Origin of the sequence: Paenibacillus prosopidis, assembly GCF_003337375.1 — a bacterium.
In the GTDB taxonomy this organism is placed as follows: Bacteria; Bacillota; Bacilli; order Paenibacillales; family Paenibacillaceae; genus Pristimantibacillus; species Pristimantibacillus prosopidis.
In genome coordinates this window covers 167556-191810 of sequence record NZ_QPJD01000007.1, presented here as the reverse complement: position 1 = coordinate 191810, position 24255 = coordinate 167556, and the positions used below count along the sequence as shown (strand labels likewise).

Here is a 24255-nt window from a genome sequence, read left to right as displayed (position 1 = left end):
CGTTCTAGTATCGTCCTTGAGCCTCCTCCCACCAGCCGAACGAGATCACGGCGGGCGAAGGGTGGTCCATGGAGCTGGTCAAGGTGAATAAGATCGCTTTGCCGGGTCCGATAATCCAGTGGCCGTCCTTCTCGCTTGCTACGCTCGAGTAAGAGGGAATGACTCTGGTGGACACGGGAATGGCCGATAAGTGAGTCGTATCGAGGTTGCTGCCGAACTGAATTTGTCCATGGGGCAGTGGGTTCGGATGAAATGCCAGATTGGCAGTCGATACCTCGTGCGACTGTTTGCCGTGAGTCGGCAAGTTTGAACAGAAGCAAATTTGCGACACGAGCTTATCATCCGACAAGTTGCTTAAGACATATATGCCAAAATAAAGGTTAACGCCCGAATGCGGGGGATTAATTAATGCCGCCCATGTCCGGTTGGAATCCGTCGGATGCAGCTGATCGGTTTCCCCCAGAAAATATTTTCCCTGCAGCGATTTATTGAGCGGATTCGTTAAATTCACTACACTTACGGGCATATACGAATACATAGCTTTCACCATCCTTCATGACATGCTTATATTCCACCATATGATAGGAATCTCGGAACATGCATGCATATCGGACTGGCGGGAGCGGTCATATTGAAATTTTACTCCTTCGAAACGTGGCTGCCCCAAATCGAAACGCCTTCCTTGGATAATGCGCTGAACGTCATCACGTAGCTGAGAGTACCTTCATTCCATTGGCGCAGCAGGGAGCCGTGGTATACGGTGCCGTCGATCGTCAGATCGAGCGTGGAATCGCCGGTGCTCTTCCAAGTTCCGTTTACGCTGCCGGTTATTTTACCGTCCTTGCCAAGCTGGATAAGGCTGGCTTGCTTGATCTCGGCCGTAATGTCCTTGCCGTGATTCACATATTTGTATTCGCCAATAATCTGATCGGAAGTCACCTTCTGGGTCGATTCACCCGCATAACGGTGCGGTGCAACGACCGGCCAGCCCTCGGAGTTCATCATCATTTGGTGTACTCTGACTTCATGTCCTTCGCCGCGGGAAGGGAAGCGGGTGTGGAAGATAAGAAACATTTTGCCGCTTTCCGGGTCAATATAGGTTGAATTATGACCGGGAGAAGCGTAGCCGGTTCCGATATTAGCGATTTCGCCGTCAACATTATCCATCTGAAAATTACCCATTAGCTTGACTCCATAAGGCGCGATAGACAAATCATCGAACAGCGTCCCGTAAGCGCCAAACGCGTCAATCATGTCCTTGCCTTCGGAATCAAGGAAGGGGCCGTCCGGATTTTTGGAACGCGCTACGCGGATGTTGTAGCCCCCGCTTGCATCCAGTCCGCCATAAGATAGGAACAAATAGTAATAGCCGGTTTCCTTGCTGTACATCATATACGGCGCTTCGATACGGCTGTGGTTATTGCCAAGCAGCTTCTTGCCGTAGCCTTGATCCGGATAAGGCAGGCCGGTTTCGGGGTTCATTTTCATAATAAAAATTCCGCCCGAGTATGAGCCGTACACCATCCATAGAATGCCTTCCTTATCGTAAAATACGTTCGGATCGACCACGTTCGGATGAACGGTCGCGTCATACACGGTGCCGTCCTCGCTTATGTCGTTCCACATGCCGGATTTTAGAATAATCCCCTTGTCGGTATAAGGCCCCTCCACTTGATCGGCGACGGCGTAGCCGAGCACTGACCTCGGAGAGTCGCCCTTGCACATGCTGTAATACATATAAAATTTACCGTCAGGCAATTGGATAACATCGCCCGCCCAGAACGTATCCGTCTCGGCCCACGCTAGTCCTTCGCTCATTTCCGTCAGCACGTCAGGAATAATCGGATTTCCTTCATAGACGCTCGAGTTGAGCTGCTCCCAAGACATGAGGTCCTTCGACTTCGCGACAGCGAGGTGTGATCCGAATACATAAAAGGTATCGCCTACTTTAATAACCGATGGGTCGTGGACGGAAGCGTTTGCGAAAGTGGGCTCCTCCTCTGTAACCGCTTCCGTTTTATCCTTCTCAGTATTAGCAGCGGGAGCTGCGCTCTCTACCGGCTCGGTATTACCGGCATTGTTGCCGCTGCATGCGCTCATAAAAGCCAGCAAACAAGCAGCGAGTAAAATAGTCGTCTGTTTCTTCAAGTTGTTGTTTCCCCCTCGGATGCCTACATATTGTTCACATTAGTATTAATCGATTAATGATTATATTATAGTTGAAAAATAAAAAAAAGAGAAGGGCTTGGCCCCTCTCAAATTATTCTACTTTTTTAGGTTCTTCAAACGTCATTCCGAGCGTATCCACCGTTACTTTTTTCATGGAAATCGGATCATTAGGTTTATCACTGGCGTCTCTTGGTTGATTAACGATCTCGTCTACCGCCTCCATGCCTTCTGTAACTTTGCCGAAGGATGCATACAGGTTATCAAGCGAAGGGGCGTCTGCAACCATGATAAAAAATTGCGAGCCTGCGGTGTCAGGCATATTTGTACGCGCCATTGAGAGCACGCCGCGCGTATGCTTCAGCTTGTTCTCGAAGCCGTTATCGCTGAACTCGCCGGGAATGCTGTAGCCGGGACCGCCCGTTCCTACGCCGTCCGGGTCTCCGCCCTGAATCATGAAGCCTGGAATAACGCGGTGGAAAATAACACCGTCATAGAAGCCTTTATTGATAAGAGAAATAAAATTGTTGACCGTATTGGGAGCAACCTCCGGGTAAAGCTCAAGCTTAATGATTTTGTCATTGCTGAGCTCGATCGTTACGACAGGGTGCTTGTCCGGTCCTAGGAGCTTCGGCTCATCTGTTACGGGTTCCTCAGTCGGGGCCGGGGTTGCCGCATTGGCATTCGTATTGCCACCGCCAAGGCTATCGTTTCCTGCTGCGCTTTTGTTAGCACCGCAGCCCGAAGCGACAATGAGCAGGGCGGCCATGAGGAGCAGCATAACCCCAAAACGTTTTTTGTTAAGCAGCATAATAACATCCTCCTAAAGTTTTGCGAATGCAAAACGACATCGTAAGCACCCGCTTTAGATTTCGCGAATGCAAAGCTTTATCGTAAGCATCCGCTTAATTTGCGAAAGTGAGCATCCGCTATGATTATCCAATTTGTATAATAGCATATCGTTCGATTTGAAAGCGAGTAAACTGTCCTAGACCATCATTGTTTTTCTGTTAAAACTTAGCGTCTTTCTTCAATTCATACACTATAATGAAATCTTCTTTGACAACAACAGAGATGACCGTCTCATTTTTTTTAAAGAAATGAACGTGTCCCATCCGTTTATCCTTCAATTCTCCCCAGCCTGACTTCTCTACTTCTTGGAAATATCGCATTGGCGGATAAAGACCTTGCTCGCCTCCAATACCTTTTAAAGTGTACTTTGATCCCTTTAGAATATTCGGATTATCAAAGTCTACGTCCTGTTGCTCAGCATTTATCGGAACGATAAAGTCCTCATTTACGGCTGATTTCTTATACCCCGCCTCCGTTTCATATGTAGAAGCATGTACTCGCACATGCAGTCAGAATTCCAAGCAATAATATAGAGAACCAAAACTTTAACATAATTGATCCCTGCTTTCCGATTAATCAAGCTCTCGTTCCAAATAGACGCAGAAATCAGTTGCAATGTTTCTGTGCTGATATCATCAGTCTAATCCTTTATTTTCTCTGTTCACTTGCCAGATTTGTTTGTTGAAACTGCTTCCGCTTCCATAGACGATAGGCAAATAGGGACAGGGCCAGAAATACGCCGTATACGCTAATCGTGACTAGAATATTTTTCGGATCGCCCATGAGGTTGTCGCCAACCGTTACGAACAGCAGCGCCGCCGGAATTTTGCCAAGAGAGGAAGCGACTGCGTAAGAGGTAAAGGATACACGGCTGAGAGCAGCATACGTATTAATAACGATGGAAGGGATGAAAGGGATTAGTCTGGCGAACAAAATCGTCAGAAATGCGTTTTTCTCAAACAGCTCCGTCAGCTTCCCTATCCGTTTATAGCGATGCAATACGTTAACGCCCCACTCTTGATAGCCGTATCGGATGAACAGAAACATGAGGATCGAAGCCGTTGCGGAGCCAGTCCACGTGACCATTGCACCTTGTACCGGGCCGAGTGCGGCTCCGATTACACCCCCGACAACCGGATAAGGAATAACGGGAAATAGAGCCATCAAAGCGGCCATTATAATGACCAGCCCCACATTATCCGATTGCTGAAACCAACTCAATATAGTATCGCCATATCGATATATTACAAAAGTGATTCCCATATATATGGCCGCCAAGCCTAGTTTTTTGTACATGACAACTCTCCCGATAGGTAATAGCCTCTATCATAACACACCTGTATGCAGAAATCGGAAGCGTTCAAAGGAAAATAGCCGCAGCTTCGCGAATATACTTTAATTTGTAGCGTATGTAGCGTATCAATCATAATGAAAAGGAATCGATATCATGAATGATAACCGCAGTCAATTAAAGCCCGAAGTGCGAGCTTATTTGGAACGAATTAAGTATGATGGACCGGTAGACGGCAGCGCCGAAACGCTTGCCGCATTGCAGGAATGCCATCTCCATACGGTACCTTACGAAAATCTTGATATTTTGAACCGCAGACCGCTGTCGCTTGAAACCTGCGACCTCATAGAGAAAATCGTCGTTCGCGGGCGAGGCGGCTACTGCTTTGAGCTCAATGCCCTCTTTGGCTGGCTGCTGCGGGAGCTGGGGTACCCGGTGACTGACTTCGTGGCACGCTTCTGGCGGGATGAACCGAACCTCCCCCCGAAACAGCGCCACCATGTCTTGAAGGTCGAGGCCCAGGGAAGCTTTTATTTGTGCGATGTGGGAGTGGGAGGTATCGTGCCTCGCCGTCCAATTGAAATGATTGAGGGCATTGCCCATCAACAAGGGGACGAAAGCTACCGATTTGAGCGCGACCGCGATTACGGCTGGGTTCTATGCGAGCTGTATCATGGCAAGTGGAGATGGCTGTACTCCTTCACGGAGGAGCGCAAGCTGCCAAAGGACTTTATAATGTCCACCTATTGGTGCGAGAACGCTCCTGATTCTATTTTCATCAAAGATGCCATGGTCGCCATCCGAACTCGCGAAGGGCGTAACACCATAGCTGGAGAGCAATTTCGTATTTTCACCTCAGACGGACTGCAAACCTTTGTTCCGCAAACCGAAGAGGAGTACAAAGAAGCCTTGCGCACCTATTTCGGCATCGTGATATAACAACATAGAAAGGGCTCATACAATGGGACTTTTATTTGCTGTCATGGGATTTCTTATTATTGATTTATATTTTAATTTGATCCCGCACTTAATACCTTTCGGCACTGTTTCATGGTTGCTGTACGCTTGTTTGTTTTTTGTGCTGGCCCATCACGTTTCTAAATTGACCGGATTAAATGGAATAGGCGATTTGGGCGTAAAAGCTCATTACGGCTGGAAAAGAAATATAAGGATCGGCTTTTTCTACGGTGCCGGCATATGGGCAATGATGTACTTGCTGCTGTGGGCATTCGGCGATTTTCAGGTTATTGGTATAAAAAAAGCACCTGAATCTCTTATTTTCCTGGTAGAAGCATTTGCGGGAATGTTTCTTGGTTCGCTAATCAATGACCTCATTGTAAGAGGGTATGTGTTTGCTCATCTAAAAGGGAAGGTTGTTAATAGCTTGCTGCTGCTTATTTCGGCATTTATCTATGCGCTTGATGATGTATGGCTTGTAGGCTTCAGCATTCAAAACACCATATTCTCAGTGATTTTAGGCTTTTCGCTTGGGTATGTTCTCTTAAAATCGGGGTCCATTTGGATGAATACGGGGATACATACGGGCTTAAATGTGACGTATTGCATCGTTTATGGCATACCGGGTCGTGAGGAGGCAAAAGGATTTCTTCTAATCAACCCCGGCGCAAGCGAATCCTTACTATTGGACCATGCACATATCCTGGCAGCCATCGTATTGTTTTTGGTTGTGTTTGTTACCTATAGCCGGTTAAGAATTAATTCTGTTAGTTAAATGTTACTGACCAGTAAAAATCCCGGGAGAGACCGCTGCAGGCGGTCTATTCCGGGATTTCTTTGTATCCACGTTACGACAAGATTAAGTTAAATTAATCGATAATCCGTCAGGTTGAAATTCCCTGACGTTTTTTTTATTTATTTTTGCGGTAGAAAGATGGTTTGACACCGTCTATTTTCTTAAAAGCTTTGCTGAATGACTGAATATCGGAGTATCCAAATTTTTCGGCAATTACAGTCAAAGAGTCCGTAGTGAACTGAATTATCTCTTTCGCTTTTTCAATTCGTAACATCTGGTGATATTGTATCGGACTCATACCGAATGTTTTTTTAAACAAATGAATTAAATAAAACTTGCTTATTCCTGAGATGTGAACGAGCTCGTCCACTGTCACCTTTTGATCGATATGATGTTTCAGGTAGTTGCGAATTTTAACCAATTCATCCATGTTGGTAACCAGATGAGGATTCTGGTTCCAATAATTCTCGCGAAGGAGATGGATAAACAGTTGAATGAACATACCCTTCACATTGGTCTCGTAATAAGGCAGCTTCATTTGGAATTCATTAATAATTTCAAATAGCATATTCTCGATAATAATAGGATTTCGAAGCCTCAGGTGGCTCGCAATCTTAAGCGAATTACTATCCAAGACGTCTTCGCGGAACCACATCATTTCCTCCTCAGAAATCTCCTCCAACGGTTTAAAAGAAATTTTCACATCAGGACTGTCTTCCTTAAATATCAAATCAAAATGCAAATGTGGTTGCCGCAACCTTCCGGTACCTATTTTCATAATGGAGTGCGGTTGTTTCGGTCGAAATAGAAATAAATCCCCAGGTTCTCCTTCATAAGTTTGATTTTCGATGGTTACTTTTACCCTTCCTTCTTTTACATAAAGAAGCTCGTAATCAAATAGAACTCGTTCTTGCAAGTGCCATTGTGACGGAACTGTACTGTCCATTGCCACACGAATATATGGAGAAAGCTTTTGAAACAACATTCGGGTCACCTCCGAGAGAAAAATAAATAAAAAGCAATATATGATAAGTATTGAAAAATTATAGCCAAGGACTTTTAACTTATATTAATATACAATGAACTCGTGGAAATCGCTACCGTTAAGCGCTTCCAACATCATCAATACTTTAACAATATAGAACAACTTATTTGTATTGTATAAGCAGATGATGGGAAAGGCATAAAGTTTATAGGAGGAAAAAACTGTGTGCTGAATATCGACAACTGATTGCCTCGAAGATGGCCGGAACATGGGTTGTGGGATCGATAAAACAAAATATAAAGGGGATGTTAGGTATGGCTTATCAGAAAAAAATGGGTTTGGTTGCTTTAGTTATCATGATGCTGATAATAGCAGTATTGTCGGGATGTACAGGCGGAAATGAAAAAGTAAGCAATACGGCAGGAAACAAAGAAGGCTCTGCGGATAAGCAAAAGGACAAGTCCCTTACTGTGCTCGTGGAAGGTGGAAGCCCCGCTTTTAAAGTGGCCACAGCAACAGCGGAAGAATTCAAGACTGAGACTGGGTACGAAGTAAAGATAGAGGCAGTTCCTTACATCGGCGTTTTTGACAAGCTCAACGCGGAATTGAAAGCAAAAACGGGTTCTTACGACGCCGCGATAATCGACATTCTGTGGTTTCCTGCATTAGCGAGTGGTTTAGAGCCAATGGACGACCTGTTTACTGACGAGGTAAAGAACGACTTATATCCTAACTTGATTAATGGCGGAAAAGTAGACGACAAAATTCTTGGCATGCCGGTTTGGACCAACTCCAAAACTATGCTATACCGAAAAGACCTTTTTGAAGATGCGAAAGAAAAAGAAGCTTTCCAAAAGGAATACGGTTATGAACTGAAGGTGCCTACCACCTGGCAGGAGTATCGCGACGCAGCGAAATTCTTCACACGCGACACGGACAACAATGGCGAGATGGATATGTACGGTACAGGTGTATTAGGTAAAAATAACGGAGATTCCGTTGCGAGCTGGCTTGATCATGCGTTGCAAGCCGGAGCTGATCAACTCGTAGTCGGTGAAGACGGTAAAGCAAATGTAAATACAAAACCGTACGTAGATGCTTTGGATTTCATCACGAAGGTTTTGAGAGAAGACAAATCGGCACCTGAAGGCGCTTTGAATATGGCTTCTGACGAAATTGCCGAGCTGTTCTGGAATGGCAAGATGGCAATGATGCTGGAATGGGGACATTTCTTCGTCCCGTCTAATGATCCTGCCAAATCGAAAGTAGCAGGAAAAGTAGCAGCTGCGCCGATGATCGGCGGAGAAGCCGGAGTTGGTGTTGTACCTGGTCCATGGTATCAAGTCATCCCAGCCTCCTCCAAGCAGAAAGACATCGCTAAAGAGTACATTAAATTCCTTTACGATCGCAATGACCAATACTTGGCTGCAATTGGTGTAGCCGCTCGTAAATCTATCCTTGAAACTAGCGGACAGAAGCCTGAGTACGCTCATCTGCTTTCGCTTGGCGAGACTTTGGCAGCTAAGCAAACAAAGAACCGCCCAGTACTTGAGCACTGGAACGAGATTGAAAGCGAAGCGCTGATTCCTGCTGTTCAAGCAGCTTTGTCGGGCAAAAAGACGCCGCAAGAAGCACTGGATGAAGCAGCTGAGATCATTAACGAAATTCAAGGTCAATAAAAATGAATGTTTTGAGCGGAGGAGGGGCTCACCTATCCTCCGCTTTCTTTAATCGAAATGAAAGGATGTGACTCCATGAACAAGAGTGATCGGAGAACAGCCCTGTTATTCTTTTCACCGGCTGCTGTTTTCATGATTCTATTTTTCGTTTATCCCATGTTTCTTCTGGCAAGAGACAGTCTGTTCGATTCCAAAACCGGTACACAATTTGTCGGCGCCGAAAATTACGTCACTGCTTTAACCTCGGCCCGTTTCTACCACTCCCTTTACAATATTATCGTTTTTGTAATTGGAGCGGTGTCGATCGAGCTCGTGCTCGGATTAATTCTGGCGCTGCTGTTAAGCACGGGTTTCAAAGGCAGTCATTTTGCGCGTACGTTATTTTTAAGTCCGCTTATGATCGCACCGCTTGTTTGCGGCTTAATTTGGAAGTTTATGCTCAACGATCAATTCGGAATTCTTAATTCCTTTCTTTTCAAGATGGGTATCATTGATAGCCCGCAGAGCATCTTGTGGTTGTCAGACGAAAGATTTGCGCTTCTGTCCTGCATGATAGCAGATATCTGGCTGACTACGCCGTTTATGATGCTGATCCTGCTGGCAGGCATACAAGGCATACCCGAAAGTCTGTACGAAGCAGCGCACATTGACGGAGCGAATAAGAGCCAATGTTTCTGGCGCATTACACTGCCATGTCTTCGTCCGGTTATCGTCGTCGCCGTCCTGATAAGAATGATTGATGCGGCACGCTCGTTTGATATCATTTGGGTGTTGACCCAAGGCGGCCCTAACTTCTCCTCTTCCCTTCTGAGCACGATGATCTATAACACGATGGCTCGTTATAATCAGGTTGGATATTCCAGTGCGCTTGCCATATTATTTATGGTCGCGTTAATGTCGATTTGCGGTTTTTTCATGATGCGGTTATGGAATCCGAACAAGAAAGCAGTATGACACAGGGGGTTATCAAATGACTACGTTCACCAAACAAAGATTAACGGTAAGCTCCATGGTAATCCTGCTTTTAACGGGATTGTTTGTGCTTGCCTTCTTATTTCCTTACGTTTATTTAATCATGACTTCCCTGAAAGAATCAGCTGAAGTTATTTCATCTACCCCGACCTTAATTCCTACCGTATTCACTTTGGAAAATTACCGGACGATGTTTGATTTACTTCCGATTGCAAAATATTTTGGCAACAGCTTTTTTACCGCAATTTCCAGTACCGTTATAAGTGTATTTCTCGGATCGCTCGCCGCATACGGCCTGTCCCGGTTTTCCTCCCGTTTGGGTAATATGTTTTTATTGCTGACCCTCGGCGTCCGGATGGTGCCTTTAATCAGCGTGGCGGTTCCGATGTACGGAATAATAAACCAGTTGGGCCTATACGATACGAAATTCGCGTTAATCCTTGTGTATACAAGCATTAATATTCCATTCGTGATTTGGATGATGATTGGATTTTTTGATGGATTGCCAAAAGAGCTGGATGAATCTGCACGTGTGGATGGCTGCAGCAGGCTAGGTGCGTTTATAAAGATCATTCTGCCCATTTCCCTGCCCGGCTTGGCAACAACCTCCATCTTTTGTTATATGCTTTCGTGGAATGATTTTTTGATGGCATTGATGATGACCAGTACATCTGCTAAAACGATGCCTGTCGGTCTTTCCGAATTTTTGGGCGCGTATAATCTTGATTTAGGGCCCATGACGGCCGCGGCTGTCTGTTTCAGTTTACCGGTAATGATATTCTCCATCATGATTCAAAAGTATATTGTAAGCGGCATGACGATGGGAGCAGTAAAGGAATGAGTGAAATGCCGGCTTCCTATCTCTTTCGTTAATGAAGCCGCATGGAAATAAGCAGGCGAACTCTATGTATGATGTTGAAGTCATTCAATCCCAGTGTCTGGCAACCAGTAAGATGGAATCACTTTTGAGAAATTCGCCGTTATAGAGGTATATACGGACGATTACCGTACGGCAGTAACCAATAATATCTATCCGGATCCAGCAAGCATAAACATGGATGTATTTGCAACTGGGGATCAGGCCAATCTGATTTCAATCGATATCTGGAAATTGTGTTTATGAACAAACACACTAAATTGATAGGAGAATTTATTTATGGCTAGTAAAAATTATTACGACGTAACAGAGTGGCCTGTCGGTAATCCGTATGAGGATATTGGCGAGGTAATCAATAGCATTATAGCAGATATTAAAAGTAGGCAAACGGACACTGATGTGAATAAAGGCGGAAAGCCGGGTGCGGTTATCTATATTCCACCGGGAGATTATCATCTTGGCAGTCAAGTAGTTATAGACATCAGTTATCTTAAAATTATGGGTTCTGGACACGGGTTTACATCTTCGAGTATTCGTTTTAATACTTCTGAGAATGAATGGGCGGACTTGCATGAATTGTGGCCGGGAGGAAGTCGCATACTCGTAGATATTCCCCTAGCAGTAAATGACGAGGAATATAAAGGAGCTGCATTTTATGTTGAACGAAGTGGAAATCCCCGAATAAGTTCGGTAGAGTTTTCTGACTTTTGTATTGATGGATTGCATTTTATTGAAGATGGTTCAGGAGAAACAAATCCGGAAAACACATACACTAACGGGAAAACGGGTATTTATGTTGCAAGTGCTTGTGACTCATTTCGGATTACAGGCATGGGGTTTGTGTATTTAGAGCATGGAATTACTATTTATCATGCAGATGCACTGACTATACATGATAATTTCATAGCTGAATGTGGTAACTGTATAGAACTACGAGGGTGGGGACAGGCTTCAAAAATAACCGATAACTTGATAGGAGCCGGTTTTAAAGGATATTCAATTTACGCTCAAAATTTTGGTGGACTTTTGATTACAGCGAATAATGTTTTTCCACGAGGTGCGAGCAGTATCTATTTTGATGGTGTGACACGTTCCAGTATCACAAATAATAGACTTCATTCATTTTATCCAGGAATGGTGGTATTCAGGGAAAATTGTTCGGAAAACTTGGTTTCTTCAAATCACTTTTTACGTGACCATGAACCTTGGACTCCTTTTCTGGGAATAGACAATGGTTTAGATGATTTGTATGGTCTCCTCTATATCAGTGGCAATAATAATTCTGTAATTGCTAATCACTTTTCTGAAGGAATTAATACTCAGAACATCAAGCCGGTAGGTGCAACACCTGTAATCATACGTATTGTTTCGGGTAATGGAAATTATATTTCTAATAATCATGTTGTTGCCACGGAGGTTCATGCCAAGATAAGTGATTCTTGTTTCTCTGCGCAAGTAGACGCTTTGTTGACTACCGAAGCAGCAGAGCCGCTTACCGTAACAACAGTATTGGTAGAAAAAGAATCGCTTCAAAATACGATTCTTGATTCGGGAAGTGATGTACAGGTTGTTATGGACAAGACTGTAAATGTATTCAGAGCCACTCCAACGCCAGGAGCATAAATAATATATTCAACTATGTTTTTGTGGTAGTTTTTGTTCCAAAGTTTCAATTGCAAGTCGGACACTTGTCATTTAATTTTTGGGGTGCTTCCAAGCGATGGAAGTGCCTCTTTTTTAGTATTTCCTATATTTGGATAAATGCCAATAAAGTAGACAGAAAAAAGGAATGTTTCTTTAGGAAGACTGCCAGAAAATTTTTACGATTCAGTTCTTCTTTCTTCATATATTAAAAAAAAGGTTCTATTACTGCATTATCCGAGAGATAAGCGAGCTTTGAATAAGATGGAACGATGGCTAAATGGTCTTGTAATTGACGGTGTTCAGAAGAAAGGTACTGTGAGCTCTATCTGTCTTTTCCATAAAAAAATCCTTTATAATGGATTGGAGGCAGTAATCCATCCAAATCCAAAATAAAGGACAATCCCATGGATAAGATTACACGAAACTGCATTTGAGCAATGGGCATCGCCTATACAAAGAAGCTCCACATGGCTTCTTTCACGAAGTTACTCTTGTACGCACAGCTTCACGAGTGCGACGGCAGTGATTCTACTTGTGTCCCTAATTTTGAGCAATTAAAAAACCTTACATTGAAGATCTAGTCAAAAGGGTATTCTTAAATAGAGATAAGGAGTGGATTTGTCATGGAAAATAAAACCTTTACGCTGAGCGAAGCGAACGCGCTGCTGCCTCAGCTGCAAGCAGATTTGCTGAGACTGCAGCAATTAACGGGCCAGCTTGAGGAGGAGTATCTGGAGCTCCGGAAGAAAAAAGTCGAATATGAACAGTTTTCTGATTACGCAGAGGGTGGCAAGGATCCTTTTTTTGAGCTGGAAAGCCGGCTTGATTTTATGCAAATGGAGGTTAATCTCTTAATTGAAAACTTCGCGCGGAAGGGTGTGCTTTTGAAGATGATCAATCCCGGTTTGATTGATTTTCCGGCGGTGCTTGATGGGGAGGACGTGCTGATCTGCTGGAAGCAAGGCGAAGAGCGCGTTACCCATTATCATGGCTGGCATGAAGGGTTCATTGGCCGAAAGTCGCATCCGGAAGCATAAATTATTAGTAAATATTAATTATTCATTTTGAATAAGAATGTGAGAAAATCTCTTATAGATTATTCATTAAGAATACTATAAGAGAAGCGGAGGCTCAATATGAGGTTGAAAAACATCGTATACAGGCTTAACGGGTACTACAAATTTGGCAAAGCAGCACCGAAGCTGCGCGGGAAAGTGTATGTCAATAGAGTAGGGGAGATTCAGATCGGCAAAAATCTTTCCGTAGTAGGACATCCCTGGGCTGTCCAGTTTACAAGCACGAAGGGGGCTAATTTGACAATTGGAGACAACGTATACATAAATGCAGGAGTGGGGATAGCCGCTAATCATAAAATCGTGATTGGTGACAATGTGAAGATTGGTCCTAGAACGAGCATTTTTGATAGTAATTACCACCGCTTGGACAGTGCCGACCAGAGTGATCTCGCCAGAAAAATCGTGATCGGGAATAATGTTTGGATAGGAGCAGATTGCACCATTTTGCCGGGAGTCACCATAGGCGATAATTCCGTGGTGGCGGCTAAAAGCACGGTTAATAAAGATGTTCCGGAAAATGTATTGGTTGGAGGAAGCCCTGCGAAGATTATTCGGGAATTGATCATCGAAGATGGATGGGTGAGAGCTTAAAGGATTGTATGACCACCGACCCAAAAGGAGCTCCTTATGCGAAGTGTATGGTACCACTACACCAAACATTGGGAGGATGCGTTATGTCGATCCTAACCGCGATCAAGGTCAACTGGCATAAGCTATCACGTAATTACCATATGTTATTGTTAGAAGATTGCTTAGATCATGAATTTAAACTTAAGCTCAGAAGAAAAGTGGAATACCACGTATTAAAGCTGAGCAACTATTAGAGACAATTAACTGAAATAAAGGGGGGCTTGGTTCATGGAACCAAGCCCCTTTGTCGTGAAATCTTTTAGCCTTGCAAAGACTGCTTCACCACTTCTTCAAGCGGAATCAGCGTGCCGATGAGATTTATCAGATCATCCGATGTTTTTGACGTTTCGCCTTCGGCTACGCTTTGGTAAATCGCTGACATCATGACAGCAACGCCCTCAGGAAGTCCGGCTTGTACGAGAAGCGCTTTATGCTCATCAAATGAAATAGACTTGTACACAACCTCTTTGCCGGAGACGTTAGCGATCGTTTGGGCGAGCTGTCCAAGTTCGTGTCCATCCTCTGTCAGAACGGCAGCGCCTGCGAGCGCAAGGTCATGACGGCTGGCCGTATGCACGCCGCCTTCTCCAGCATTGGCAACGAGCGCTACGAACTGGACAGCTGCGCCGACGCTCTGAGGATTAACGAATACGTCCGTATAAAGCGGGTTGCGCAGGAACGTGAACGGAATATTTGTCGTGCGAATAATTCTTTCGGTAATGACATGGGTGGAAGTAAGCGGCAATTGGGACGTCTCTCTAAACGCATAGCCGTAATAGATGATATGGCGGGCGTTCGCATCCTTTGCTGCCTTTGCGACATTTGCATGCTGGAGAATTCGAAGCGTTTCGTCGTGGGCGTCCGGACTTGGAATGAATAACAGCCTGGATGCTCTGGCAAAAGCTTTTTCCAACGACGCTCGGTCATTATAATCGCCATGACGCAATTCCACGCCTAAATCTGCAAGAGCGGATGCCTTCTCCGCATTGCGGACAACCGCGACAATTTCATTTGCCGAAGGTTGAATACTCACTCACTCCGATGGGTAAGAAGCTTATTCCCGTCTTGCAGCAGCTGCTCGATTGGGGAACGGATTATATGGAGCATATGGGCACGCTGGATCTTGAAAACGCAAAGCTGGATCCATCCCGCTGGACTGGTGCGAAGATACCTGCCGACGAAGCTTAGGAAAATGCGGTTGCAAGACCGGCGATGATTCGCTATAATCGCTTTAATCCATTTGAAGGGATTCGATATGATGTACAACATACAAATGAATCAGCTTCATTATTTCACCGGGCGTTAGCACACCTGATCAACATTCAGGGTGGGCTAGCGCTTCTCGCGTTGGCCTCCCTGCAGCATACGATGCGCGCAGGACCAAGAGGTCCTGCGCGTTTTTTTTATTTTGCCAAAGGGGAGGAACGATGATTATGATTATGCAAAATCTGAAAGGCACCAATGATTATGTTGGCAAGGAACAGGCGCTAAGGAAGAGGGTCCAAGCAGCACTTCGGGATATGTTTGAGCTATATGATTTCGAGGATGTGGATACGGCAATAGTAAACGAGCTCGATTTCCTGACCTCAAAATATGCCGGCGGCGAAGAGATCGTAAAGGAAATGTACCGGTTAAATGACCAGGGTGGACGCCAATTAGGACTCCGCTATGATTTGACCATTCCTTTTGCAAAGGTTATTGCGCTAAATCCGAGCCTTGAATTTCCGTTCAAACGATACGAGATCGGAAAGGTGTTTCGTGATGGGCCCGTAAAACGGGGGAGAATGCGTGAATTTTTGCAATGCGATGTTGACGTTGCCGGTATAAAGGGACCAGAGGCGGAAGCTGAGTTAATGCAGTTGGCGGTTGATGTATTTCGGAAGCTGGACATACCTATAGTGTTGAGGTGGAATAATCGACGTTTTTTGGGTGAAGTGCTTGCAGCTGTAGGTGTTCCTGATAAGGATGCGCTATCGGTTATGCTGACGCTTGATAAGCTTGCGAAAATCGGATTAAACGGCGTCAAGAAAGAGCTTGCTGATAAAGGATTGGACGCTGGTGTGACAGATGCCATTTTAGAGTGGGTGGAAGGGGGAAATCCGTCTTTGGAGGAGGCTGCGGACAAATATGGTATTAGGGAAAGGAGGGGTGCCTTGGAGGCATACGCATTGCAGGAGATGATTCGAACCCTTGGACTCGAACAGGTCTGCGTGTTTGACCCCTTTCTATCACGCGGGCTCTCGTTCTATACAGGAACCGTGTATGAAATTTTTGATGCAGCGGGCGGCTTATCTTCGAGCTTGGGCGGAGGTGGACGGTACGATGCGATCATTGGACAACTGGTCGGCACGGAGGACAGCGCATTTCCTGCAGTCGGATTATCGTTCGGGATGGAGTCGATTATGGCATTGCTCGAAAACCGTTGCATAGAGAAAACAGCTGCTTCTGTTGTCATTGTGCCCGTTGGGGTTACGGCGGTGGAGGTGCTGCAGACAGCGGCTGCGCTTCGCGCAAATGGAGTGCGGGCAAGATTGGATACCAGCGGGCGGAAGCTGAAAAATATACTCGCGTCCGTATCGTCAAGCGGAATTCGGTACGTGCTGCTGCTGGGGGAAAGTGAATGGAAGGCTGGAAAGGTACGTCTGAAGGATATGGAAGAAAGAACGGAGATAGAAGTGTCTATGGATGAAGCGATCTATTTAATAGCGGACAAATGGCTGTCATCCATCTGAACATAAACCATTATGGGCTGCTTTTGCTAGCACTTATGGTGAAGAAGGGCGACCGCAGACGGCGATACCGCAGCGGTCGCAGGCATTATTGGGTAGCAACCGTTCTGCCGTTGAGCGGCTGGACAGGGCGATGATTGTCGGAGAAAATAGCGCCGAACGCCTGGATCTGCTTCTCGGATAGTTCAATCGGTTCCTCCAGCACGGTCCAGTCCACCCCTTCCGAGCAAGGAGGCGTCGTCAACGAGCCTTTGTATCGGAATGCTTTCTTATCTTGTGGCAGCAGCGCGTTCAAATCAATGACTTGATTCAGCTTGAGATCTTCCTTGGTCTCTTCCTTCGGAAGCTTCGAGAACATTTCCGCCAGTTGTTTGTTTTCACTGCCTGACTTGATTAGAACGCCGAGCACGGCAAGTTTGCCTTCACTATTCTTGTGTACAAGATGCATCTCCATATCGAAAGTTTTACCGTTGATCTGGTTTTCGCTAGGTTTATGGAAATGCAGTTGAACGAGCGTATAATCTTTGCCTTCAATGGTAATGGTATTGCTGCCGGATGCGTCATTCGCTTGAATGGTATGCCCGTTGTTCATCAGAGTGAAGGCGGTCGGTTTATAATTGGTCTCGAATTTGCCTAACTCTTTGTCCACTTTTAATTGAGAAAGCTCAATATCGATAGGGGACTGCTCGGTTCCATTCGCGCATGCGGCATATTGCTTATCCAGGGCCGACCATTTGGCAGGGCCCGTCTCGCCCGAGTAGGACCAGTGGGCGGGCTTCGTTGCAGTTGCACCGGTGCCGGCGCCGGGTATTGCGCTATTCTGAGCAGCGCACGCCGCCAGCTGCAGAGTAAGTGCAACAGCCATCATTCCACGAATTACTGTGTTTCTGTTCATTGACATTCTCCTCGTTTCTTCGGTTAAGTTCATCTTGGAAGATTCCACAACCATAGTATTTAAACGAGAATCATATCGTCCAGTTATAAAACGTCACTCTTTCCCTATGATAGATTGTCATATGATTTTACTGACAACGTGACAACGTTATATAATCGAATGTAACGAAGTAACTTGGAGGTAACGTCATGCGCGGTCTGATAACACGATGGGAATGGTACGATTGGTTCATGATTGCGCTCAGGATTTGCTGGTGCATTTCTATCATTGGGCTATTATGGGAAGTGGAGGGGCAGTGGAACTTTCCGTTCTGGATTAAGATGGTTATTGCTTTCATTGTCATATCCGTTCCGTATCTGGTGATGCGGATCAATCAACATCTGTATGTTGCGTGCGAGCTGTTGCTTCCCGGAGTGATCCTGTTCCTGCTGAATAAATCGCACCCGGACACCCATTTGTATCTCCTTCCGATTTCGTTCATGATCGGTTACAATAGCCCCGGTTATGCGTTCATATGGCTGGCTCCTTTGACAGCCCTCGCTTTTCCGGCATGGCTCGGTTGGCATATGAACTATTACTCTTGGGATACCGTCGTGTTCGGGATTATTTTCAATTATTGCGTTGCTTACGGATTGGGCTATGCCTTTCGTTTACTTATTACTTCGACTAAGCAAAGCAAAATCATCGAAGAGCAGAACAGAATGTTGGAGCAAAATATAAAGCAGATTGAGAAAATAACGCTTCTTGAGGAGCGCAACCGGCTTTCGCGCGAAATGCACGATACGATCGGACACATGCTCACGACCATGATCATGGGTATGGAGTCGATTCGCGCGTCGATGGCTCCCGGCACGGAGAAGAGTAAGATTGAAACGCTCCTGTCCCTGACGAGGGCGGGCTTCGAGGACATTCGCAGGAATATTCACGAAATTCAAACGGAACAAACGGACTTGCCGCTTCCGGTGCTGCTGGATGATATCGCTAGGGCCTTTGCGCAGCAGACCGGCGTGAAGATTGAGCTGGAACAGTCGGGGGATCCTATTCCTGTACATCGGCCAGGCCGGTTCACGTTCATGCGCTGTTTGCAAGAGACGCTGACCAATTCGGTTCGGCACGGCCAGGCGGATCGTATCACCGTAATCCTTCGCTTCGAGAAGGATCGCATTGTGCTGCAGATCCGGGATAACGGAACGGGACTTGAAGCTTTGCAGCCCGGATTCGGCATAACGGGTATGCGGGAGAGGCTCGAGGCCTTGAACGGAAGCCTACAGGTCCAGTCCGATTCTCAGAACGGAACGATCGTGACTTGCTCCCTGCCGTATCAATCGCCGGAAACCAAGCAAGTCATTCATGTCGTCATAGTGGACGACCAGCCGATCGTACTGGAAGGACTAAAGGCCTTGTTGGAGAACGAGGACGGGATCCATGTAGCGTCTACCGCCGGGAACGGTCTTGAGGCTATTAGGGTCTGCGAACAAACGAATCCGGATCTGGTTCTCATGGACATGCAAATGCCGGTCATGGACGGAATTTCCGCTTTACAGACAATCAAGCAAGCTTATCCGGGAATCAAGGTGTTGATGATGTCCACTTTCGATGATTTGGATCAGGCCCTAACCGCTTTAAAGAACGGCGCTGACGGGTACTGCCTGAAGTCGGCGCAATTGCAGGAGCTCATTGAGACAGTACGCCTCGTCCATTCGGGGGGAACCGCGATTAATCGGGAGATCACGGCCAAAATGCTCGAGAGGTTCGATCGAGTTTCCGAGGTCGCCGAGCCCACCGCTGTGGATCGATTTCTTTACGGATTAACGAAACGCGAGATGGAGATATTGCAGTATCTGGATTCGGGGATGCGTTATAAGACGTTGGCGGCAAAGCTGTTCTTGTCCGAAGGAACGGTGCGCAATTACATTTCTACGATTTACGGCAAGCTGGGCGTCAGCAATCGCGAGGACGCGGTGGAGAAGGCGCGTACGGAAGGCTTGTTGACCGATAACTAGGTGTATTGATCAAAGCTGCCGCTTTTTATTCGGCTTTCCTTGAGATAACCCCGATTGGAATATCAAAGGGTATGCCTATATAATGGGTTGATATTAAGCAATTATGGAATTCCCGAGGAGACGCGACAAATAGATGCCTAAGAAAATCATACCTGGCTTTTATTTTATTGGTAATCACCCTGTTTTGGATTTTGTGAATACGAAGATCGCAGTGAAAGGCCAACCATTAGACCTGCTTAACACTTTCGCCGATCTGCTAGATTGGCTAAGGCAAGTCAGCTTTATAACGTTAGAAGAAGTGAAGTTGTACGAACAAAAATGGGGAGATACGGTCCAAGGTGTCAAAGTGCTGGAATCTGCGGCTGAGCTGCGGAGTTATCTGCTAACCATCATCGAAAAGAGAAAGATAGGTGAAAAAGCCCCAGACGCCAGTATTCAATTCATTAACCAATTAGTTAAACAGCATGCGGTTATCTCAGAGCTTGTTCAGAGCGATGATGGCTTTATCAGGGAAAAAAAACATGTTATGTTTCAAAAGCCTCTAGACCTTCTTGTTCCCGTTGCAGAAGCGGCAATCGATTTTTTTGTCACCCATGACCTAGCCTTGGTTAAAAAATGTGAGAATCCAGCGTGTGTGCTTTATTTTTATGACAACAGCAAAAATAACACACGACGTTGGTGTAGTCCAAAAACTTGCGGAAACCGCATGAAGGTAGCAGCTTATTTAGAGCGGCAGCAGAATCAATTAAATAAATAACGAAAAAAAATAAAGCACGAGTTTTAGAATCTAATTCTAAAGCTCGTTTTTTTAATCCCTAAAATCAATGTTTACAGGTTAAATGCTTTCATATATAATACCCTTAATAAGATATAGGTGGTTAATAAAATGCGAGGTGTTAATATGACCGATCCGTATCATACTGGGGAATTAACTGTTCAGCAATTGGCCGGGGTTTCCATCGTGGCGGAGCAAAACGGCCGCTCTATTCGAAATAGCATACCGAAAGGAGCTGTTCCTTTTCTAACTAGCCAGACTTTAGCTGTCGTAGCCTCGCAAGATGAACAGAAAAGAACGTGGTGCTCGTTTCTGACAGGAGCTCCGGGCTTCATCACCGTTGAGGATGAGGTTACTTTACACCTAGAGACTCTTCCGGTTGAGGGTGATCCACTTGCTAACAACCTTAGTATGAATCGGGATGTAGGTCTGTTAGTTATTGATTTATCGAAGCGGATCCGATTGCGCTTGAACGGAACAGGATACATCGATGGTAACCAAAGGCTAAAGGTCTTGGCTGAGCAGGTCTATGGGAACTGCCCCAAATACATTCAGAAACGAGTCATTCTCCCAACCGCAGTTAGCCATAGAAAGACCCGAACTATAATTCGAATGAACCACCTCAGCGCCAGGGCGCGGGAGTGGATTAGCACGGCGGACACGTTCTTCATTGCAAGCAGCAGCTTAGAGGGAAAAGTTGACGCTTCGCACCGAGGAGGGTCACCAGGTTTTGTGCATATCGTTGATGATCGAACACTTATTTTCCCTGATTATTTTGGGAACTCGATGTTCAATACACTGGGGAACATCTACAGTAATCCTCATACCGGGCTCTTATTTATTGATTTTAATTTCGGACATTCGTTTCAGCTTACAGGACGGTCTACAATTATTTGGGACGAAGAACAGATCAATCTGTATCCTTCGGCGGAGCGAATCATACGTTTCGAGCTGGACGAAGCACTTATCACCGAAAACAGCACTGCATTATCATGGGAGTTTATGGAGTTCTCTCCTGCGAACCCATCACTGGTGAATCTTAAGGGGAGGTGAGGGTGTTTTCACCCAGGTCAGTCATAAAGTATAAATCCATTACAATACATGATTTTCAGAGGAGGAACAAAATTGACAGCAAACAAGTATGTCATCATTATTCAAGCGAATCAACAGGATGTGGGCAAAGCAATTCATGGATTACTATATGGGCAAGAACTGTATGAAGAAGGATTTGAGGTGGAAATTCTCTTTGATGGATTAGGTACACAATGGCCTGGTCAATTCAGCAAGGCGGATCATCCGATGAATGCACTTTATAAACAAGTGATGAAAAAGGGGATTATCAAAGGCGGGTGCCAAGCTTGCTCGAATTTTTTTGAAGTGGAAGAAGAGGTTAAAGGGGCCGGAGTTTCGCTTGTTGGCGATCAAAAGGCAGAAGGTCATATCCCCTTTGGACAGTATATAAAAGATGGGTTTTTCCCAATAGTTCTATAGGAGTTTAGCAGGGACTTTCATCAATAAAAGCCTTTGGAATGAGCTCCAAAGGCTTTTGTTTTTGTACCAGAAATACAGCATTGAATTGAAAACAACATTAAACGTGCGTTGGCACACTAAGCAGCTTTTGAATGTGGCTTTCAATTTGCTCGGGTGTGTCGGTTGAACCGAAGCGCTTTAGCACTTTACCGTTCCGGTCAATCAGGAATTTAGTGAAGTTCCATTTGATGGACTTGGATCCGAGAAAACCACGGGCTTCAGACGTCAAGTATTGGAAAAGCGGATGCGCATTGCTGCCGTTCACATCAATTTTAGCAAAGAGGGGGAAATTGACTCCAAAATTGATTTCGCACGCCTCTGCAACTTCGTTATCACTGCCTGGCTCCTGATTGGCAAATTGTCCCGAAGGGAATCCTAAAACGGAAAAGCCTTGACCCTTGTAAGTATCATGCAGCTTCTGCAGCCCTTTGAATTGCGGAGCAAAGCCGCATTTGGTAGCCGTGTTCACGATAAGCATAACTTGCCCTTTATAGGGCGCAAGCGTTTGTGTTTCTCCTCTGATCGTTTTTACTTCAATATTGTAAAGTGACATATGAAAATCCTCCTGGCAAGAAGTTTATATTTTATAAAATTTAATTTTACATAATATATATGATGATGTCAATGTAGCGCGGGATAGATGGTCTGAATCATAAAAATCCCCTACTGCTCCTAGGGTGCAGTAGGGGGTTTTTTAACTAGCCTTTAGCGCCGCTTTGTTGGATTTTGCGTAGAAAATCATGCATTTGATCAAGCAGCAACGCTGCTTCTTCCGGCTTAGCGTCGAGCTTGCAGGCTAATTGAGCGGGAATGCCGACGGCCTTCTCCTTCAATGCTTTTCCTTGCTTGGTAAGCTCAACGAGTACGCTGCGTTCATCGTTTCGGTCGCGCGTACGCGTAATGAGCCCGGCTGCTTCCAGCTTTTTAAGCAGGGGGGTTAAGGTGCCGGAATCCAGATAAAGCTTATTGCCTAGCGCTGTGACCGTCACATGGTCCTGCTCCCACAAGGCGAGCATTGTGACATACTGTGTATACGTCAGGTCTAATTCTTCAAGAATTGGACGGTAAAGCTTCGTTATTTCGCGGGAGCATGCATAAAAGGCAAAGCAGATTTGATTATCTAGTTTTAACGTTTCGTTGTTATCCATGTTATTGGCCTCCATAGGAAGGGGTTTTATTTAGTGTGTTAAATCTTCAATGCCACTAAATTTAGCTAAATTAAATTGCAATAAATATAATATAGTGGAATGGAAATATGCTGTCAATGTGAGGGCAGGTTTTTGAGAAAGGGTTGTCAATAGGAGAAGACTATGACAGTATATAAGGAATTTGAAAATACTTCTTATAAATTTGAATGAACATACCTGATGGAGGAAATGAAATAATGATGGAGATGCCTAATTGCCCAAAATGTAATTCAGAATACACTTGTAAATGAAACGGAACAGGGAGTGAAAAAAATGGCCTATACCGCTGATGATGTTGCAGAATGGATGCTGAACGAGGTGAAATCCGCTGGTATTTTGCATCAAAGCGCTGCAGTTGAGCATATTAAGAGCCACTTTGGCGAATCGTTTATCTATGTGAATGAGCACGGCAACCAATCGATCGACAAAGAAGTGAAGAAGGCATTCCGTAAGCTGCACCGCGGCAAGGCGGCTTGGGAGAGAGACGGCTTTTTCTGGGGCTGGAGTTAAGCGGCGAGAGGAAGTTACGGCGGAAATGGGGGGGCCTTGCGGGATTGCTGCAAATAATAGCGGAAATTTAAGGCGTTATACCGGCCAATCGTCACTTTAAAGTGGCTTAACTGGGTGAATAACGCCGATTCATTCCGCTAATGTAACTTTTTTCCTCAAAATAAGCGAATAGCGCCTCTTTTTTTCGTTAATTATGTAGTTGAGTCGAGAGCAGCTTCACTAGCTTACTACTGCATACAGCCGATGATCAGACCAGCTATCGCATACGACACGAGGTGGTAGCCGATCGTGATGAAATACAGGCCCAGCTTATGTCCTTCGAACAGGTAGTTCATGCCGATTTTAAGTGATACGCTTATGCCGACCAGAAGTCCGACGATCAAACCGGCCGCCACCGTAGCTTCATCTGCAAGCGTCAGCAATAGCGCCAAAATAAACGCGCCGCCAAGTGCGGTTAACGCTGTCAATACATAAGTGAGCGGCCCCCCGCCTGAGATGTCCTCCATTTTCATGCCGCGCTGCTTCACCCAAGCATTGCCCAGCAAAACCGGGGAATACCACAAGAAGCCGAGTGCCATCGTCGCAACGGTGGCAATCAATACGGCTAAATAATTAACTTCCGCTAAATTTACCATGCCTATTTTCCTCCTTCGTATCATAAAGCATCTCCATCTTATCAGAAAGAAGCATAGTTCGTCAGT

General features: G+C 45.4%; 28 protein-coding genes. 17 read left to right on the top strand and 11 right to left on the bottom strand.

The features are described from left to right. Positions 1-4 precede the first annotated feature (4 nt). The 5 genes from DFP97_RS12745 to DFP97_RS12725 form a co-directional block, all read right to left on the bottom strand. On the bottom strand, positions 5-538 hold the full coding sequence (locus DFP97_RS12745) for a DUF6143 family protein (RefSeq protein WP_114380369.1): 534 nt from the start codon (positions 536-538) through the stop codon (positions 5-7). Positions 539-639: 101 nt separating this feature from the next. Then, a complete protein-coding gene (gene abnB, locus DFP97_RS12740) occupies positions 640-2100 on the bottom strand; it encodes an arabinan endo-1,5-alpha-L-arabinosidase AbnB (RefSeq protein ID WP_114380622.1) in 1461 nt (486 codons plus the stop codon). Between the two features lie 160 nt (positions 2101-2260). Beyond that, on the bottom strand, positions 2261-2977 hold the full coding sequence (locus DFP97_RS12735; RefSeq protein ID WP_114380368.1) for a peptidylprolyl isomerase: 717 nt from the start codon (positions 2975-2977) through the stop codon (positions 2261-2263). 199 nt (positions 2978-3176) lie between these two features. After that, complete coding sequence (locus DFP97_RS12730) at positions 3177-3521, bottom strand: hypothetical protein (protein WP_114380367.1); 345 nt, start codon at positions 3519-3521, stop codon at positions 3177-3179. A 145-nt stretch (positions 3522-3666) separates the two neighbouring features. Continuing rightward, positions 3667-4314: a TVP38/TMEM64 family protein gene (locus DFP97_RS12725; protein ID WP_114380366.1), complete on the bottom strand. Its 648-nt coding sequence runs from the start codon at positions 4312-4314 to the stop codon at positions 3667-3669. A 151-nt stretch (positions 4315-4465) separates the two neighbouring features. On the opposite strand from DFP97_RS12725, the gene DFP97_RS12720 reads away from it, so the two are divergent. Both DFP97_RS12720 and DFP97_RS12715 read left to right on the top strand, forming a co-directional pair. After that, the gene (locus DFP97_RS12720; protein WP_114380365.1) at positions 4466-5248 is read left to right on the top strand and encodes an arylamine N-acetyltransferase family protein; all 783 of its coding nucleotides are present in this window, start codon (positions 4466-4468) and stop codon (positions 5246-5248) included. A gap of 22 nt (positions 5249-5270) precedes the next feature. Beyond that, complete coding sequence (locus DFP97_RS12715) at positions 5271-6041, top strand: CPBP family intramembrane glutamic endopeptidase (RefSeq protein ID WP_114380364.1); 771 nt, start codon at positions 5271-5273, stop codon at positions 6039-6041. A 136-nt stretch (positions 6042-6177) separates the two neighbouring features. Here the strand turns inward: DFP97_RS12715 and DFP97_RS12710 are convergent, their stop codons facing one another. Continuing rightward, on the bottom strand, positions 6178-7047 hold the full coding sequence (locus DFP97_RS12710; protein ID WP_114380363.1) for an AraC family transcriptional regulator: 870 nt from the start codon (positions 7045-7047) through the stop codon (positions 6178-6180). A 314-nt stretch (positions 7048-7361) separates the two neighbouring features. Here DFP97_RS12710 and DFP97_RS12705 point away from each other — a divergent pair, with 314 nt between their 5' ends. The 8 genes from DFP97_RS12705 to DFP97_RS30730 all read left to right on the top strand — a co-directional run bounded on the left by DFP97_RS12705 (position 7362) and on the right by DFP97_RS30730 (position 14119). Then, complete coding sequence (locus DFP97_RS12705; protein WP_114380362.1) at positions 7362-8726, top strand: ABC transporter substrate-binding protein; 1365 nt, start codon at positions 7362-7364, stop codon at positions 8724-8726. A 75-nt stretch (positions 8727-8801) separates the two neighbouring features. Further along, the gene (locus tag DFP97_RS12700; protein WP_114380361.1) at positions 8802-9680 is read left to right on the top strand and encodes a carbohydrate ABC transporter permease; all 879 of its coding nucleotides are present in this window, start codon (positions 8802-8804) and stop codon (positions 9678-9680) included. A gap of 16 nt (positions 9681-9696) precedes the next feature. Next, on the top strand, positions 9697-10539 hold the full coding sequence (locus DFP97_RS12695) for a carbohydrate ABC transporter permease (RefSeq protein ID WP_114380360.1): 843 nt from the start codon (positions 9697-9699) through the stop codon (positions 10537-10539). A gap of 117 nt (positions 10540-10656) precedes the next feature. Then, positions 10657-10821, top strand: a complete 165-nt coding sequence (locus DFP97_RS32260) for a GH32 C-terminal domain-containing protein (RefSeq protein ID WP_181873508.1) — start codon at positions 10657-10659, stop codon at positions 10819-10821. A gap of 33 nt (positions 10822-10854) precedes the next feature. After that, positions 10855-12198: a NosD domain-containing protein gene (locus DFP97_RS12690; protein WP_114380359.1), complete on the top strand. Its 1344-nt coding sequence runs from the start codon at positions 10855-10857 to the stop codon at positions 12196-12198. 644 nt (positions 12199-12842) lie between these two features. After that, positions 12843-13256, top strand: coding sequence for a DUF2203 domain-containing protein (locus tag DFP97_RS12685; protein WP_114380358.1), 414 nt, complete (start codon positions 12843-12845; stop codon positions 13254-13256). A gap of 99 nt (positions 13257-13355) precedes the next feature. Continuing rightward, positions 13356-13886: an acyltransferase gene (locus DFP97_RS12680; RefSeq protein WP_114380357.1), complete on the top strand. Its 531-nt coding sequence runs from the start codon at positions 13356-13358 to the stop codon at positions 13884-13886. Positions 13887-13969: 83 nt separating this feature from the next. Then, entirely contained in the window at positions 13970-14119 is a 150-nt protein-coding gene (locus DFP97_RS30730; protein ID WP_181873494.1) for a hypothetical protein, read from the top strand. A gap of 65 nt (positions 14120-14184) precedes the next feature. Here the strand turns inward: DFP97_RS30730 and DFP97_RS12675 are convergent, their stop codons facing one another. Further along, positions 14185-14958 carry an NmrA family NAD(P)-binding protein gene (locus DFP97_RS12675; RefSeq protein ID WP_114380356.1) on the bottom strand — a complete coding sequence of 258 codons (774 nt, stop codon included), beginning with the start codon at positions 14956-14958 and terminating at the stop codon, positions 14185-14187. 8 nt (positions 14959-14966) lie between these two features. Between DFP97_RS12675 and DFP97_RS12670 the strand changes: the two genes are divergently transcribed. After that, positions 14967-15113, top strand: coding sequence for a helix-turn-helix domain-containing protein (locus DFP97_RS12670; protein WP_220271157.1), 147 nt, complete (start codon positions 14967-14969; stop codon positions 15111-15113). Positions 15114-15358: 245 nt separating this feature from the next. Continuing rightward, entirely contained in the window at positions 15359-16657 is a 1299-nt protein-coding gene (locus DFP97_RS12665; RefSeq protein ID WP_342773272.1) for a histidine--tRNA ligase, read from the top strand. Positions 16658-16742: 85 nt separating this feature from the next. Here DFP97_RS12665 and DFP97_RS12660 read toward each other — a convergent pair whose 3' ends face one another. Next, positions 16743-17549, bottom strand: coding sequence for a carbonic anhydrase (locus DFP97_RS12660; RefSeq protein WP_114380355.1), 807 nt, complete (start codon positions 17547-17549; stop codon positions 16743-16745). Between the two features lie 188 nt (positions 17550-17737). Here DFP97_RS12660 and DFP97_RS12655 point away from each other — a divergent pair, with 188 nt between their 5' ends. The 4 genes from DFP97_RS12655 (at position 17738) to DFP97_RS12640 (ending at position 21818) form a co-directional block, all read left to right on the top strand. Then, a complete protein-coding gene (locus DFP97_RS12655; protein ID WP_114380354.1) occupies positions 17738-19552 on the top strand; it encodes a helix-turn-helix transcriptional regulator in 1815 nt (604 codons plus the stop codon). A 133-nt stretch (positions 19553-19685) separates the two neighbouring features. Continuing rightward, a complete protein-coding gene (locus DFP97_RS12650; protein WP_114380353.1) occupies positions 19686-20309 on the top strand; it encodes a CGNR zinc finger domain-containing protein in 624 nt (207 codons plus the stop codon). Positions 20310-20438: 129 nt separating this feature from the next. Then, complete coding sequence (locus DFP97_RS12645; protein ID WP_114380352.1) at positions 20439-21380, top strand: pyridoxamine 5'-phosphate oxidase family protein; 942 nt, start codon at positions 20439-20441, stop codon at positions 21378-21380. 72 nt (positions 21381-21452) lie between these two features. Continuing rightward, positions 21453-21818 (top strand): hypothetical protein, encoded by a 366-nt coding sequence (locus DFP97_RS12640; protein WP_245976174.1) that lies wholly within the window; start codon positions 21453-21455, stop codon positions 21816-21818. A 97-nt stretch (positions 21819-21915) separates the two neighbouring features. On the opposite strand, the gene DFP97_RS12635 is transcribed toward DFP97_RS12640, so the two are convergent. Together DFP97_RS12635 and DFP97_RS12630 are read right to left on the bottom strand one after the other, a co-directional pair. Then, positions 21916-22410 (bottom strand): glutathione peroxidase, encoded by a 495-nt coding sequence (locus DFP97_RS12635; protein ID WP_114380350.1) that lies wholly within the window; start codon positions 22408-22410, stop codon positions 21916-21918. 145 nt (positions 22411-22555) lie between these two features. Beyond that, positions 22556-23005: a MarR family winged helix-turn-helix transcriptional regulator gene (locus tag DFP97_RS12630; RefSeq protein ID WP_181873493.1), complete on the bottom strand. Its 450-nt coding sequence runs from the start codon at positions 23003-23005 to the stop codon at positions 22556-22558. Between the two features lie 312 nt (positions 23006-23317). On the opposite strand from DFP97_RS12630, the gene DFP97_RS12625 reads away from it, so the two are divergent. Further along, positions 23318-23554, top strand: a complete 237-nt coding sequence (locus DFP97_RS12625) for a DUF6953 family protein (protein WP_114380348.1) — start codon at positions 23318-23320, stop codon at positions 23552-23554. A gap of 227 nt (positions 23555-23781) precedes the next feature. Here the strand turns inward: DFP97_RS12625 and DFP97_RS12620 are convergent, their stop codons facing one another. After that, positions 23782-24189 carry a DUF1761 domain-containing protein gene (locus DFP97_RS12620; RefSeq protein ID WP_181873492.1) on the bottom strand — a complete coding sequence of 136 codons (408 nt, stop codon included), beginning with the start codon at positions 24187-24189 and terminating at the stop codon, positions 23782-23784. Between the last annotated feature and the right edge of the window lie 66 nt (positions 24190-24255).

Bases quoted from the DNA above. Each gene is read 5' to 3' on its own strand.
- DFP97_RS12745 (WP_114380369.1), bottom strand. From the start codon at position 538: ATGTATTCGTATATGCCCGTAAGTGTAGTGAATTTAACGAATCCGCTC.
- DFP97_RS12695 (WP_114380360.1), top strand. From the start codon at position 9,697: ATGACTACGTTCACCAAACAAAGATTAACGGTAAGCTCCATGGTAATC.
- DFP97_RS12725 (WP_114380366.1), bottom strand. From the start codon at position 4,314: ATGTACAAAAAACTAGGCTTGGCGGCCATATATATGGGAATCACTTTT.
- DFP97_RS12710 (WP_114380363.1), bottom strand. From the start codon at position 7,047: ATGTTGTTTCAAAAGCTTTCTCCATATATTCGTGTGGCAATGGACAGT.
- DFP97_RS12665 (WP_342773272.1), top strand. From the start codon at position 15,359: ATGATTATGCAAAATCTGAAAGGCACCAATGATTATGTTGGCAAGGAA.
- DFP97_RS12660 (WP_114380355.1), bottom strand. From the start codon at position 17,549: ATGAACAGAAACACAGTAATTCGTGGAATGATGGCTGTTGCACTTACT.
- DFP97_RS12705 (WP_114380362.1), top strand. From the start codon at position 7,362: ATGGCTTATCAGAAAAAAATGGGTTTGGTTGCTTTAGTTATCATGATG.
- DFP97_RS12680 (WP_114380357.1), top strand. From the start codon at position 13,356: ATGAGGTTGAAAAACATCGTATACAGGCTTAACGGGTACTACAAATTT.
- DFP97_RS12620 (WP_181873492.1), bottom strand. From the start codon at position 24,189: ATGGTAAATTTAGCGGAAGTTAATTATTTAGCCGTATTGATTGCCACC.
- DFP97_RS12625 (WP_114380348.1), top strand. From the start codon at position 23,318: ATGGCCTATACCGCTGATGATGTTGCAGAATGGATGCTGAACGAGGTG.
- DFP97_RS12715 (WP_114380364.1), top strand. From the start codon at position 5,271: ATGGGACTTTTATTTGCTGTCATGGGATTTCTTATTATTGATTTATAT.
- DFP97_RS12690 (WP_114380359.1), top strand. From the start codon at position 10,855: ATGGCTAGTAAAAATTATTACGACGTAACAGAGTGGCCTGTCGGTAAT.
- DFP97_RS12670 (WP_220271157.1), top strand. From the start codon at position 14,967: ATGGGTAAGAAGCTTATTCCCGTCTTGCAGCAGCTGCTCGATTGGGGA.
- DFP97_RS12720 (WP_114380365.1), top strand. From the start codon at position 4,466: ATGAATGATAACCGCAGTCAATTAAAGCCCGAAGTGCGAGCTTATTTG.
- DFP97_RS12650 (WP_114380353.1), top strand. From the start codon at position 19,686: ATGCCTAAGAAAATCATACCTGGCTTTTATTTTATTGGTAATCACCCT.
- DFP97_RS12685 (WP_114380358.1), top strand. From the start codon at position 12,843: ATGGAAAATAAAACCTTTACGCTGAGCGAAGCGAACGCGCTGCTGCCT.
- DFP97_RS30730 (WP_181873494.1), top strand. From the start codon at position 13,970: ATGTCGATCCTAACCGCGATCAAGGTCAACTGGCATAAGCTATCACGT.
- DFP97_RS12645 (WP_114380352.1), top strand. From the start codon at position 20,439: ATGCGAGGTGTTAATATGACCGATCCGTATCATACTGGGGAATTAACT.
- DFP97_RS12635 (WP_114380350.1), bottom strand. From the start codon at position 22,410: ATGTCACTTTACAATATTGAAGTAAAAACGATCAGAGGAGAAACACAA.
- DFP97_RS12630 (WP_181873493.1), bottom strand. From the start codon at position 23,005: ATGGATAACAACGAAACGTTAAAACTAGATAATCAAATCTGCTTTGCC.
- DFP97_RS12700 (WP_114380361.1), top strand. From the start codon at position 8,802: ATGAACAAGAGTGATCGGAGAACAGCCCTGTTATTCTTTTCACCGGCT.
- DFP97_RS12655 (WP_114380354.1), top strand. From the start codon at position 17,738: ATGCGCGGTCTGATAACACGATGGGAATGGTACGATTGGTTCATGATT.
- abnB (WP_114380622.1), bottom strand. From the start codon at position 2,100: ATGAGCGCATGCAGCGGCAACAATGCCGGTAATACCGAGCCGGTAGAG.
- DFP97_RS12735 (WP_114380368.1), bottom strand. From the start codon at position 2,977: ATGCTGCTTAACAAAAAACGTTTTGGGGTTATGCTGCTCCTCATGGCC.